Below are 12,685 nucleotides of genomic sequence, written 5' to 3' on the forward strand. Positions count from 1 at the left end.
CCCCTCGTGTCGACGCGTCCGCGTCGGCGGACGGGAGGCCCGGTGCACGCCACCGACACCGACCCGCGTGCGCGCGTGGTCGCCGCTGACGACCGCTACGCGCCCTTCCCGGTCCGGGCGACCCCCGGCACCTGGGGCCTCACCCGCACGGTCGTGTCGACCCCGACGGGCGCCGTCGTGGTGCACCACCGCGCCGGTCCGGACCCGCTCCTGCTGCTGCACGGCGTGGCCGGTTCGTGGTCGACCTGGACGCCCCTGCTGACCGCCGCCGGCGGGGTCGGTGGTCGAGGACTGGTGCTCGTCGACCTGCCCGGCTGGGGTTCCTCACCCGCTCCCGACGGGCCGTTCGGGATCGACCGGGTCGCCGGGGTGCTGACCGCGGTGTGCGACGCGGTCGGGGTCGGCACCGTCGACGTCGTCGGGCACTCGATGGGCGCGTTCGTCGGCATGCACCTGGCCGTGGTGGCACCCGAGCGCGTCCGGTCCCTCGCCCTGGTGTCCGGCACCACGGTCGCGACGTCCCGCGCCGCACGGCACCCGCTGCGCGCGCTCCGGAGCCTGCCGGCGTTCACCCTGCTGCGCGCGGGCCTGACGGTCACCGGCGCCGCGGCGCTCCCGGTGCTGCGCGGGCTCGACCGCATCGGCCTGCTGCCACTGCTCGCCGCGCCGGTGTTCACGCACGTGCGACGGCTCGACCGGAGCGTGCTCGACGCCTTCGTCGACGAGCTCCGGCCGGAGCGGTTCACCGACGCGGCCCGGGCCGCAGCGGCGTACGACGTCGACCGGTGGCGCGGCATCACGTGCCCGGTGACGGCGATCGCGGGGCGTGACGACGTGTTCGCCCGGGTGTCGGACCTCGACGCGCTGCGGTCGCTCATCCCGCGGACCCGCACGGTGCTGCTCGACGACTGCGGGCACTTCGCCCACGTCGAGCGCCCCGACGCCGTCGCGCGGGTGCTCGGCCTCGTCTGAGCGTGCTCGGCGTCGTCGATCCGCTCGTGGAACGTCGCTCGATGCACACGCACCAGGACGGGACGCCCGGGTCAGGTGTGCACGGGGAACGTCGCCGCGACGCGGGAGCGCACCTCGGCGACGACGGCCTCGCGCATCGCGGGGGAGAACAGGGCGTGGTCCCCGTCCTCGACCCGGACGACCGACACCGACCCGCGACGGTCGTCCCCGCCGAAGCGACGCACCGCCCGCTGGCCGCCGAGGCGGTCGAAGAGTGCGGCGTCCTCGGGGGCGACGATCACGACGACGTCGGTGCCGTGCTCGACGAGCGGACGGACGTGGCCGACGACGCCGCCCATCCGGTCACGGCGGGCGATCCGCTCGCGCAGGGCCGTCGGCACGAACCGGTTGTACCGCTCGCGCAGCCACAGCCGGGCGGCGGAGGGGGTGTCGATCGCCCGGACGGTGTCGGCGTACGACCCCGGCTCGGCGGGGACGCGGCGGTAGTCGTTCGGGCTGATCTCGACCACGAGCCGCGGGGACTCGTCGATCGCGCGGCCGGCGACCCAGGCCCCGGCGCACATCCCGACCAGCACGAGCCGGTCGGACGGGGTCCGGAGCGCGGCGACGACGGCGGACTGGTCCTCGACCCACTCCTGCGCGAACAGGAAGCTCCGCTCGTCCTCGTGCACGCCGGTGCTCTCGCCGGTGGCGCGGCGGTCGACCCTGACCACGCGGGCGCCGTCGCGCGCGAGGGCGCGTGCGAGCTCCACCTGGTAGTCGGTGGCCCCGACCCGGTGCTCCGCGCCGCCGCTGTGCAGCACGACCACGGGTGCGTCGTGGTGCTGCGCGGACGACACGGTCTCGATGCCGAAGAGTCCCTGCTCGCCGAGCACGACGATGCGTTCGGACACCCGGCCGTCCACGTCGAGGACCTCGTCGACGGCGGGTGCGGTCGTCACCACGGTGTGCTCGGGTGCCCAGGCGTCGAGCCAGGCCACGACGGTGTCGACGGCGGCGCCGGGGATGCGGGCGTGGATGCTCGTGCCGTCGAGGAGTTCGGCGCTGCCCGTGACCTCGGTGGTCGGCACGGCGCCGAGTCCCCTCGGTGCGGTGCTGCCCGGACGGACGAGGGCGACGGTGGGACCGGTGCGCGGGGTGAAGGCGAGGGCGGCGAGCGTGGCGGCCTCGTCGGGGTCCACGTCGAAGCCGATCAGGCTCTCGATGCCGTCGACGACCCGCTCGGCACCGATCGTGATCGACGCGAGGGCGCGCTGTCGTCGGAGCCACCCCTTGCCCGACGCCGGCGCGTCCCACACGACCAGGCCGTCGGCGTCGGTCGCGGCCTGGGCGGCGACCAGCGCCGCGGACGCGAGTCCGACGAACGCGACCTGGCGGACCCCCGTGCTGCGCAGCAGCGCGGCGGCGTGGCGTGCCGACCGGACCTGCGCGTCGGGATCGGGGTCGGGTGCGCCGTCCCCACGGCCGGACGGGTCGTAGCGCACCGAGGCGATGCCACGGGCCTCCAGGCGGTCGGCGAGCAGGCGGAGCGTGCGGTACGCGATGACGCCCTCCTGGCCGAGCGGCGGGCAGATGACGACCCCCGCGCGGGCGTGCGCCGGCAGCTGGACGGCGGCCCGCAGGGCGGGCCTGCCGGACCAGCCGTGCAGGGTGGTCACAGGGCCAGGGCCGCGCGGACGGACGCCGGCCAGGTGTCGACGTCCGTGCCGTGGGCGGCGAACAGGGCGATGGTGATGCGCTCGAGACCGAACGCGATGCAGGCGCTGTGGGCGACCTGTCCGTCCTCGGTGCGCAGGCCGAAGGACGTGCCGAAGTGGTCCTCGTGCAGGTTCGCCGAGCTGATCGCGGTGGCGTCGTGGTCGGGACCGTAGACGGGCGTCACGAACTCGAACTTGAGCGCCTGCTCGACCTGGTTGCGGGCGAGCATCGCGCCGACGCGACCGAAGAACGGGTCGTTGGCGGGGACGACGTCGATCTCGAGCCCGAACGACTCGAGCAGGGCGCGCATGACCGGGATGCTGCCGTCGCGGTGCGCGGCGGCCGAGGCGGGCGTGCCGACGTGCACGAACTCGTGCATGTGGAAGGCCTGCAGGCGCATCGGGTCGAGCGAGGGCTCGCGGCGGAAGGAGTCGCCCAGGACGTCGAAGAACCGCCCCTGCTGCGGCACGGTGTCGCCGATCAGGCCGTAGACCGGGTGGCAGACGGCCGGCGTGAGCATGAGGTCGGCCGGCTCGAGGAACCCCTCCCAGCGCTCACCGCGCTCGCGGGCGGCGAGCAGGGCGCGGTGGGTGCGGTCGTCTCCGGTGAACCCGGAGATCGACGCGGCGAGGTCCGGGAAGGACGCGATGTAGTCGGTGCGCTCGAACGCCGCGAGCGGCTCGACGGGCGGGAACCGGAGCACGTCGGCGTGCAGGTGGGCCTGGCTGCGGACGGCGGCGGCGTCGACCCCGGAGGTCACGCGCTCGAACACGCCGGTGCGGCCGTAGAGCCCCGGCGTGCCGAGGTCGATGAGCACACCGTCGGTGAGGAGCCGGGCGCGGAGCGCGGCGCGTGCGGCGTCCAGGTCGGCGGCGCCGTCGGTGGTGGGGGTCGTGTCCGTTATGGTCACAGGATCACTCCTGTCATGAGTGCCAGGTCGGCGTCGTTCGTGAGGAGACGGTCGTTGCTCACCATGACGGCGGCTCCGTGGGCGTCCCGGAGGTGTCGGGCGATGCTCATCGGCCCGGACGCGGCGTAGCCCGCGATCCCGACGATGCGCAGCGCCTTCGTGACGATGTCCGTCACCCGTTCGGACGACCCGATCTTCAGGGCGTTCGCGGCGAGGGCGGACGCGCTCGAGGCCAGCACCGCGGGGTCGTCCGCGGCGGCGTCGAAGCGTTCGGCGGCATGGCGGACCGAGTCGGCCATGGTCTGCAGGTCGACGAGCACCTCAGCCAGGCGCAGGGCTCCCGGCGGGGTCGTGCCGATCGTGGCCCGGGCCTGCCGGCGCACGGCGCTCCGGGCCCGTTCGGTGGCGGACACCGCGATGCCGAGCCAGACCGAGGCCCACAGCACGTGCGACACCGGCAGGACGGTCTGGGCGGAGATCGTGGCGTAGTCGTCGCGGAACACCCGGTCGGTCGTGGTCTCGGTGTCCAGGACCCACCCGTTGCTGCACGTGCCGCGCAGGCCCATGGTGTCCCAGGTCGACGTCTGCGACAGGACCATCGTGTCCCGCCGGCAGACGAGGAGCCGCTGGTCGGACGCCGGGGCCTCGGGGTCGCGGCGGGCGGTGACGAACACCGCGTCGGCCTCGGTGGCGTACGAGATCACCGGCGCGTCCTTGCGCAGGCGGATCCGGCCGTCCTCGGTGGCCTCGATGGCGCACGTCGAACGACGGGCATCCCCACCGACCCCGCGCTCCGTCGTCGCCGACGCCACGAGCGCGCCGTCCCGCACCGCGGCGATCGTCTCGAGCACGCCGGCACCGTCGCCACCGTGCCGCCAGAGCGCCATCACCTGCCCCTGGTGCATCGCGAACACCATGCCCGTCGCCGCGCACGCACGGCCGAGCTCGGTCGCGATCACGGAGAGCTCGGCGACGGTGGCTCCTTCGCCACCGTGCTCGACGGGTACGGCGGCCGCCAGCAGCCCGTACTCGCGCATCGCGGCGATCGCCTCGCGCGGGGGACGGGCGTCACGGTCGACCTCGTCCGCGAACTGCGCGGCGACCTCGGCCACCGCGCCGGCACGCTCCGCGAAGCGGTCGACGACCGACGGCGCGGGCAGGGTCAGGGTCACGACGCGAGCTCCGCGGCCGCGGTGATCGACTCGACGGTGGCGAAGGTGGACCGGTTCAGCACGGAGTCGGGGAACTCGACGTCGAGCTCGGACTCCACCGCGAGCATCACGTTGACCGTGGCGTGCGAGGTCAACCCGAGCGCGTACAGGTCCGCGATCGACGCCACGTCCCACGCGTCGACGGACAGCCGACCGTGGTCGACGAGCGCCCGTCGGACGGCCCGGCCGATCGCCGGGTCGGCGATCGTCGCGGTGGTGCTGGAGGAGTTCGGGACCTGTTCCATGACGGCAACCATAAGGAAGGACCGCCCTCGGGAAACCGCCGTGCGGGTGCGGGAAACCGCACGGAGTCGGGAGCCGGCGGTCAGCGCTCCGAGAGGGCCACCGCCGTCGCCACCGCGAGCCCCCGTTCGTGGGCCAGCGACACCGCGATCGGGCCGCAGCCGACCGACTCCGCCAGGGCCGCGGCCGCTCCGGACAGCTCGACCACGGGGGCACCGCCGGCGTCGAGCACGACGGCGACGTCGCGCAGGGGGACCGCCTGCCCGGGCGCGGGCCGGAGCAGCTTCACCACGGCCTCCTTGCCGGCGAACCGTGCGGCGAGGCGCTCCGGGTCGTCGCCCGTGTCGGCACGCTCACGCGCGGTGAACAGCCGGTCCAGGTAGCGCTCGCCGTGGGCGGTGATGCCCGCCACGACGTCGTCGACCGCAGCCAGGTCGGTGCCGGTGCGGATGGTCGTCACGAGGAGCAGGCTACGCACCACTCGCGCCCGGCGCATGCCCCGACGGGCATGGTCGCCGGGGAGGGTTCGTATGATCGTCGCCAGGGACCACCGAGGGGGAACGATGGCATCACCGTGGACGGGCATCATCGAGGACGCGCGGCACTACCCGTCGCCGCACAACTCGCAACCGATCGTCGTGCGCGTCGAGGACGACCGCACCGCGACGGTGTTCTACGACCTGCGGAAGGGGTTGCCGGCCGAGTCGTTCGGGATCCCGTTCGGCCACGTCTGCGCGGGGGTGTTCCTGGCGGGGCTCGAGGTCGTCGCGCGGGCGCACGGCTTCGCCGTGCAGGAAGAGCTGGACCACGCCGAGATGGACTTCGGCCGGCTCGACGCCGCCGGCGACGACCACCTGCACCGGCTGGGCACGGTGACGTTGCGACCGCGCACGGTCACCGCGGACGACCGGGAGGCCCTGGCCGGCTTCCTCGCGCGGCGCACGTCCCGCAGGCCCTACGACGCCACCCTGGTCGGTGCCGACGGGATCCAGGCCGCCGAGGCGATCGCCGCGGCTGCGGGGCACCGCTTCCGCACGACGGACGACCGAGCGACCGTCGACGAGATCGTGCGCGTCAACCAGGAGACCCTGTTCGACGACCTGCAGCACGACGCCGTGCACGCCGAGATCCTGCACTGGCTGCGGTTCTCGAAGCGACAGGCTGCGGCCACCGGCGACGGGCTGTCCGCCGAGACGATGCTCATGCCCGGACCGGTGCTCCGGTTCGCCATGGAGCACCGCGGGATGTGGCAGGCGCCGGGCGTCGGTGCGGTCATCCGGAAGGTGTACCTGTCCACCATGCGGGGCGTCCGGCAGCTCGGTTGGCTCGAGGGGCCGTTCAGCACCCCGGCCGAGTACGTCGAGGCCGGCCGCGTCTTCATGCGGCTCTGGCTCGAGTTGTCGCGCCGAGGGGTCGCGATGCACCCCTTCGGCACCGTCATCACCAACCCGCGGTCGCACGCCGCGTTCGTCGAACGGGCCGAGGCCGACGAGTCCGACGGGCGGATGGCGTGGATGCTCTTCCGGTTCGGACACAGCGCCCCACCACCCCTGGCCCACCGCCGGCCCGCTGCCGCGATGACCGTCGGGGGTGCACGGTGAAGCGCGCAGCGGTGTTCTCGGTGGTGTGGGTGGTGGAGACGTTCGTCGCCCTGTTCATGCCCCGCGTCGGCACCCACAAGCTCCTGCTCACGCCGGGCATCGAACCGCTCCGCTGGACCCTCGGCCGCTGGCGCGCCTGGCGGACCGCGGAACAGGCCGCGAAGCGGGTCCCCGCGTACCGGGCGTTCCTGGCGGAGTCCGGACGTGCCTCCAGGCTCGACACCCGCGGCGGGATCGCCGCAGCGATCTCGGGACTGCCCGAGATGGACAAGGACTCCTACGTCAAGCGCTGGAGCATCCCCGAGCGCTGCGTCGACGGGCGGCTGCCGCGGCGCGGGGTCGTCGTCGACGAGTCCAGCGGGTCGAGTGGCACCCCCACCAGCTGGGTGCGCGGCCCGGACGAACGACAGGCCACCCGGCAGCTGCTGCAGCTCGGGTTCTCGCGCACCGCGAAGGACCTGACCAAGCAGCCCTTCGTGCTCAACGCCTTCTCGCTCGGCGCGTGGGCCACGGGGATGAACGTGACCGCATCGCTCACCGAGTCGTCGATGATCAAGTCCGTCGGACCCGACCGCGACAAGATCGTGCAGACGATGCGCGAGTTCGGCACCGACTTCACCTACGTCATCTGCAGCTACCCGCCGTTCCTCAAGGCACTGTTCGAGGACGACCGGCTCGACTGGAGCCGCTACACGATCGTCGCGGCGTTCGGTGGCGAGGGCATCAGCGAGAACATGCGCGCCCACATCGAGCAGTACGCGCAGGCCGTGCTCGGGTCGTACGGGGCGAGCGACCTCGAGATCAACCTCGGCATCGAGACGCCGTTCAGCGTGCAGCTCCGCCGGGCGATCGCCGCGTCGCCCGAGCTGTCCGCCGCGCTCACCAAGCAGGGCGAGTACGGCGTGCTGCCGATGGTGTTCCAGTTCAACCCGTTCGGCTACCTGATCGAGACGAACGAGCTCGGCGAACTCGTCGTGACCATCGCCCGGTCCGAGAACATCAGCCCACGCATCCGGTACAACATCCACGACCGCGGGCACGTGGTGCGCATGAAGGAGCTGCGGTCCGTGCTGCGGGCGACGGGACACGCGGCGCTCGCCGACCAGGCGGAGCTCGACCTGCCGCTGCTGTTCCACTACGGCCGGTCCGACCTGTCCGTCGACTACAACGGAGCCGTCGTCGCGCCGGACATCGTCCGTGACGTGGTCTACGGCGACCCGGACCTGCTCGAGGCGGTCGAGAACCACCGGCTCATCAGCTACGAGGACGACCGCGGTGACCGGCAGCTGCACATCGCGTTCCAGCTGGCGGCCGGTGCGGGCGGGTACGACGCCGACACCGCCCGCGGCACCGTCATCACGGAGCTGCGCCGGTTGAACCGGGACTTCTCGAACGCCATCCGCACGGCGCCGCCCGGCACCCTGCCCACGGTGGCCTTCTACCCGTACCGGACGGGGCCGTTCCGCGAGGACGGCAAGAAGCTCAAGAACGAGTACGTGTGGCAGCTGCCGGCTGGGTCGGTCGAGCAGTGGGACCTCGACCTGTCGTGGGTCGCGGCGAAGGAGGCCTGAGCCGAGCGACGGCGGCGCTAGTCGTACTGGGGCGGCCAGTCGAAGGGTGCCGGCAGGCGCGGGACCTCGCCGACGCCTGTCACGACGAGCACGACCTGCCGCAGGTCGGTCAGCTCGATCGAACGCGGGTTGCCGATGCGGCGGTGCCCGTCGACCCAGACCGTCAGCTCGCCGCGCAGCCCGCCGACGTGCTCCGGACCGAGCGACACGCCCCACTCGTCGAAGAACTGCCCGAGCGTGAAGGTCTGCTCCGTCGGGGACTCCACGTGCACGATGCCCGAGGTGTCGTGTGTGTGGATCTCGGCGGCGAACTCGCGCTCGGCGGAGTGCCCGACGTTGGCGGGCACGGTCACCGGGTCGTCGCCGTCCAGGATCGTCAGGTGCGTGTGCACGTGCTCGGCGAGCCGTTCGCCCCACACGTTGCCCAGACCGGCCGCGTCCGCGCGCGCGGACAGGTCGGTCGGCCGTGGCCAGGGCGGAGCGTCGCGGGTCGTGTCCGCTCCGGGCGACGAGCACCCCGACAGCAGCAGGACCGCGGCGACGGCGACCGCGACGCTCCGCAGGGTCACCAGCGGTCGTGGACGCTCGCGCGGAACCACGTGTCGTACAGGTCGTGCACGGTGGCGTCGAGCCCCTCGACGGGCGGCAGGTCGGCGGCGGCCGCGTTCGAGCGGGCCTGCTCCGGGTTGCGGGCACCCGGGATGGCCGCGGTGACGCCGTCCTGCGCGATGATCCACGCGAGCGCCGCCTGCGGGACCGAGACGGCGTCGGGCAGGGACGCGGCGAAGGTCTGGGCCGCACGCACACCGTCGTCGTAGTCGACGCCGCTGAAGGTCTCGCCCTGGTCGAAGGCCTCGCCGTGGCGGTTGTAGTTGCGGTGGTCGCCCTCGGCGAACGACGTGTCGGTCGTGTACTTGCCGGAGAGCAGCCCCGAGGCCAACGGGACGCGCGCGAGGATGCCGACCCCGGCCTCCCGGGCGGCCGGCAGCACGCGGTCGAGCGGCTTGAGGCGGAACGCGTTGAGGATGATCTGGACGCTCGCGACACCGGGCCGGGCGATCGCGGTGAGCGCCTGGTCGGCGGTCTCGACGCTGACGCCGTAGGCGGCGACCGAGCCGTCGGCGACGAGCGCGTCGAGCGCGTCGTAGACGGCGTCGTCCTCGTAGACCGGGGTGGGCGGGCAGTGCAGCTGCACGAGGTCGAGGGTGTCCTGCCGCAGGTTCGTGCGGGAGCGGTCGACCCACTCGCGGAAGTTCGCGGCGACGTAGTTCTCGGGGACCTGGTCGGCGCGACGGCCCATCTTCGTCGTGATCGTGAGCGGCACGTCGGGGTTGGCGGCACGCCACGCGCCGATGAGCTGCTCGCTCCGGCCGTCGCCGTACACGTCGGCGGTGTCGAACAGGGTGACGCCGGACTCGACGGAGGCGTCCATGACGGCGTTCGCGTCGGCTTCGGAGACGGGACCCCAGTCACCGCCGAACTGCCAGGTGCCGAGACCGATGGGGGAGACGGAGCGGCCGGTGCGGCCGAGGGTGCGACTCTGCATGCTGCCGAGCGTAGTCAGGCGGGTGCGGACCGGGTTCAGCCGGTCGTGGACACGCCCCGGCGCAGCAAGGCCCGCGCCGCCCGGGCCCTCGGGATCACCCAGAGCGCGGCCCACAGCACCATCCCGCTCCAGAGCAGGATGAGCATCGCCGTGATGAGCGCGTCGTGCTGGTCGCGCATCGACCAGGTCATCGCGATCCACAGCACGCCGAGCACGACCTTGCCCCAGCCGGCGCCCTCGCGGTCGGCCTGCGCCTGGACGAGCGGGATCCAGTGGGCGGCCGGCACGTGTGCGGGCACCTGGCCGTCGGCGATCCAGTCGCGCACGGTGATCGACTGCTCGTACCCGCCCTCGGCGCGCCACGCCCGCCGCTGCAGGACGACCGCGATCGTCGCGCCCAGGGCCGCCGTGGGGATGCCCACCGACACGAGGACCGTGGTCGTCGCCTCGGTCCACGACGACAGGACGAGCATGACGAGGACGACGGCGAAGGCGGCGCCCGTCACGCCGGCACCGAGCAGGCGGAGCCGCCCGGCTTCGTCGAGGACTCCGACACCGTTCACGGGCACGAGCGTACCTGCGGCGGCCGGGAGGGAGTGGCGGTGCGGTGGCCCGTGGCTGCTGGCTAGTGGCTAGTGGCTCGGTGGCTCGGTGGCTCGGTGGCTCGGTGGCTCGGTGGCTCGGCGCTCGGTCAGCTCGGCGCTCGGCGCTCGGTCAGCTCTGCGCCAGCAGCCAGCACGTGCCGGCGGCGGCGAAGGCCATCGCCCAGCTCACCAGGCTGCCGATGAGGAAGTACTCGGCCTGGTAGCCGGTGGTCTCGCGGCGGATCTCCGGGAACCGGACGATGCCCTTCGCGGCGATGAGTGCGGCGACGACGGGGAAGGCACCGGCCAGGGCGAACCCGGCCAACAGCAGCCGTTCGATCGGGCCGATCAGGCGGCCGCCCTTGAGCGTGACCGTGCCGTCCGCGGCTGCGGCTGCGTCTGCGTCTGGCGACGTGTTGGTTCGCCGCCGGGAGGAGCGCTTCCGTCGGGTCGGCTCGGCAGTCTCCGCGCCGGGCCGCTCGTCGGGCGAGAGCCCCGGCGGCAGCGCCTGGGCGACGACCACGTTCGCCGAGTCGACGAGGAACAGCGCCGATCCGATCCCGGCCACCACTGCCGCGAGCGGGACCGCCCGGACGAACGCCGGACCGGCGTCGCGGTGCCAGTCGACGACGAAGCCGGACGCGTCCGGAGCAGGTGCCCAGAGCAGCAGCACCGCGACGGCGACCGCGAGCAGGGCGGCCGGCCAGGAGCCCGAGCGGCGGAGCCAGGGGAGTGCCCGACCGCGACGGCTCGCCCCGCCCCCGGACCGGACCGGGACCGTCGTCGCGACCCACAGCGCCGCGAGGACGACCAGCGTCAGCGCGGACCGGACGTCGACGCCGAGACCGAGCACGGCGACCACTGTCACCCCGGCCCAGAGCAGGACGACCGCCGTCGTGCACAGGGCCCGTCGTGGTGCCGCGTCCGTCCCGGTCCGTGCACGTGCGACGTCGGCCAGCCCGACGAGGGCGAGGAGGATCCCGGCGAGCATCAGCGGCCCCCGTCCCCGAGGACACGCAGGCCCTCGACCACGGCGGCCACGCCCGACTTCTGCACCGACTGCGACACGGCCGACGGGGTGATGCCCTCATCAGCGGCGATCTGCGCCTGCGTCCGGCCCTCGACCAGGCCCAGCGCGATCCGACGTGCGCGGGGTGTCAGCCGTGCCACCACGTGGTCGCGGCTGAGGAACCAGGCGTTCACGAGCCGCTCCGTCGTGCCGTGGCGGTCCTCGGCGTCGTGGTACCACGACCGGAGGAACGCGGTCCGCGCGTCCTCGCGGCGGTGGGTCTCGTTGATGGCGTCCCGCGCGGACCACCACCCCGGGCCGTCCTGCAGCGGACCGGTGCCGCCCGTGCCGATCGTCCGGACCTGGCCGCGCCCGATGCCGAGACGGATCTGCACCGTCGGGGGGAGGGCGAGGGTCGCGGCGGTGGTCGCCACGAGGGCGTCGGGGAGCGTGGCGTAGATCACCTGGAACTCGTCGCCGACGGTGGCGCGCAGGGGATCGAGCGCCCTGACGTCCGCGGTACGGTCGAAGGCGTGCTCGACCGCGTGCTGGGCCGCCTCGCGGTCGGCGAGCGCGCGGGAGTCGACCAGGTCGACGATCACCGCGATGACGGGTTCGGGCTGCATGGGTTAAGCGTAGAGCTTCATATCGGCGAAAGTAAGTCTGGGGCTGAACTTCGAGGGGGGTACCAGACGCTCTAGGATCGTCGTGAGGGCCTTTAGCTCAGCTGGTAGAGCGCCACGTTTACACCGTGGATGTCGTCGGTTCGATCCCGGCAGGGCCCACCTGGAGATCTCGGTCGGGTGCCCGGCACCACCGCCTGCGCGATCCCGCCGGGCCGGTGCCGGTTCACGCCGGGTCCGTGCCGGATCGGCGCCGCGTCCGTGACGGACGGGCGCGTTGCCGACGCGTCGACGAGCCCTCAGCGGTGCGCGGCTGCGGTCGTCTGATCGCGCGGCGATCCTGCCCCGGCGTACGACGACACCAAACCGGTCGTGGTGCCCGCCCCGAAGAGGTGGACGGTGGCCGGTTCCGGTCGCCGTCAGCAGACGAGGAGCTTCCCGTGAAGAAGAACACCCGAATCCTGAGCACCGCGACCGTCGCCGTGGCACTGACGCTCGGCGGTCTCGCGACGAACGCGACCGCGGCGAACGCAGCCGAGGCCCCCAGCACGAGCGTGACGACCCCGACGCTCATCGAAGGACCCCTCGTTCAGGGTCCGCTCATCGACCTCGGCGGGATCCTCAACTCGCTGCGCATCGGTCAGTTCCAGTAACACCCGGAGCCACCGACACCAGCGGAACCGTGATCCGGCCCCGACACGGGCCGCGACCCGACAG

Annotated in this window: 14 protein-coding genes and 1 tRNA gene; 5 read left to right on the forward strand and 10 right to left on the reverse strand. The window is 73.4% G+C overall.

The annotated features are described in order from the left end of the window. Window positions 1-42 precede the first annotated feature (42 nt). Window positions 43-972, forward strand: a complete 930-nt coding sequence (locus tag I8920_RS06790; protein ID WP_198658367.1) for an alpha/beta fold hydrolase — start codon at window positions 43-45, stop codon at window positions 970-972. A 71-nt stretch (window positions 973-1,043) separates the two neighbouring features. Here I8920_RS06790 and I8920_RS06795 read toward each other — a convergent pair whose 3' ends face one another. The 5 genes from I8920_RS06795 to I8920_RS06815 all read right to left on the reverse strand — a co-directional run bounded on the left by I8920_RS06795 (window position 1,044) and on the right by I8920_RS06815 (window position 5,494). After that, entirely contained in the window at window positions 1,044-2,630 is a 1,587-nt protein-coding gene (locus tag I8920_RS06795) for an alpha/beta hydrolase (protein WP_198658368.1), read from the reverse strand. Continuing rightward, window positions 2,627-3,580, reverse strand: a complete 954-nt coding sequence (locus tag I8920_RS06800; protein ID WP_198658369.1) for an amino acid--[acyl-carrier-protein] ligase — start codon at window positions 3,578-3,580, stop codon at window positions 2,627-2,629. Before I8920_RS06800 ends, I8920_RS06795 begins: the two co-directional genes overlap by 4 nt. Next, window positions 3,577-4,752: an acyl-CoA dehydrogenase family protein gene (locus I8920_RS06805; protein WP_198658370.1), complete on the reverse strand. Its 1,176-nt coding sequence runs from the start codon at window positions 4,750-4,752 to the stop codon at window positions 3,577-3,579. The genes I8920_RS06800 and I8920_RS06805 overlap by 4 nt, the downstream gene beginning before the upstream one ends. After that, complete coding sequence (locus I8920_RS06810) at window positions 4,749-5,036, reverse strand: acyl carrier protein (RefSeq protein ID WP_198658371.1); 288 nt, start codon at window positions 5,034-5,036, stop codon at window positions 4,749-4,751. The genes I8920_RS06805 and I8920_RS06810 overlap by 4 nt, the downstream gene beginning before the upstream one ends. Window positions 5,037-5,116: 80 nt before the next feature. After that, on the reverse strand, window positions 5,117-5,494 hold the full coding sequence (locus I8920_RS06815) for a holo-ACP synthase (RefSeq protein WP_198658372.1): 378 nt from the start codon (window positions 5,492-5,494) through the stop codon (window positions 5,117-5,119). A 103-nt stretch (window positions 5,495-5,597) separates the two neighbouring features. Between I8920_RS06815 and I8920_RS06820 the strand changes: the two genes are divergently transcribed. Then, the gene (locus I8920_RS06820; RefSeq protein WP_198658373.1) at window positions 5,598-6,635 is read left to right on the forward strand and encodes a hypothetical protein; all 1,038 of its coding nucleotides are present in this window, start codon (window positions 5,598-5,600) and stop codon (window positions 6,633-6,635) included. Continuing rightward, window positions 6,632-8,206 (forward strand): phenylacetate--CoA ligase family protein, encoded by a 1,575-nt coding sequence (locus I8920_RS06825; protein WP_232832848.1) that lies wholly within the window; start codon window positions 6,632-6,634, stop codon window positions 8,204-8,206. The genes I8920_RS06820 and I8920_RS06825 overlap by 4 nt, the downstream gene beginning before the upstream one ends. A gap of 17 nt (window positions 8,207-8,223) precedes the next feature. Here the strand turns inward: I8920_RS06825 and I8920_RS06830 are convergent, their stop codons facing one another. The 5 genes from I8920_RS06830 to I8920_RS06850 all read right to left on the reverse strand — a co-directional run bounded on the left by I8920_RS06830 (window position 8,224) and on the right by I8920_RS06850 (window position 11,971). After that, window positions 8,224-8,775 (reverse strand): hypothetical protein, encoded by a 552-nt coding sequence (locus I8920_RS06830; protein ID WP_198658374.1) that lies wholly within the window; start codon window positions 8,773-8,775, stop codon window positions 8,224-8,226. Then, a complete protein-coding gene (locus tag I8920_RS06835) occupies window positions 8,772-9,752 on the reverse strand; it encodes an aldo/keto reductase (RefSeq protein ID WP_198658375.1) in 981 nt (326 codons plus the stop codon). Before I8920_RS06835 ends, I8920_RS06830 begins: the two co-directional genes overlap by 4 nt. A gap of 35 nt (window positions 9,753-9,787) precedes the next feature. Then, window positions 9,788-10,315, reverse strand: coding sequence for a hypothetical protein (locus I8920_RS06840; RefSeq protein ID WP_198658376.1), 528 nt, complete (start codon window positions 10,313-10,315; stop codon window positions 9,788-9,790). Between the two features lie 151 nt (window positions 10,316-10,466). After that, window positions 10,467-11,327 (reverse strand): hypothetical protein, encoded by an 861-nt coding sequence (locus I8920_RS06845; RefSeq protein WP_198658377.1) that lies wholly within the window; start codon window positions 11,325-11,327, stop codon window positions 10,467-10,469. Then, window positions 11,327-11,971 (reverse strand): SatD family protein, encoded by a 645-nt coding sequence (locus tag I8920_RS06850; RefSeq protein ID WP_198658378.1) that lies wholly within the window; start codon window positions 11,969-11,971, stop codon window positions 11,327-11,329. Before I8920_RS06850 ends, I8920_RS06845 begins: the two co-directional genes overlap by 1 nt. A gap of 86 nt (window positions 11,972-12,057) precedes the next feature. Here I8920_RS06850 and I8920_RS06855 point away from each other — a divergent pair. Continuing rightward, a tRNA-Val gene (locus I8920_RS06855) sits at window positions 12,058-12,130 on the forward strand. Between the two features lie 278 nt (window positions 12,131-12,408). Further along, the gene (locus I8920_RS06860; protein ID WP_198658379.1) at window positions 12,409-12,621 is read left to right on the forward strand and encodes a hypothetical protein; all 213 of its coding nucleotides are present in this window, start codon (window positions 12,409-12,411) and stop codon (window positions 12,619-12,621) included. Window positions 12,622-12,685: the final 64 nt, after the last annotated feature.

The organism is Curtobacterium sp. YC1, from assembly GCF_016267665.1.
GTDB lineage: Bacteria > Actinomycetota > Actinomycetes > Actinomycetales > Microbacteriaceae > Curtobacterium.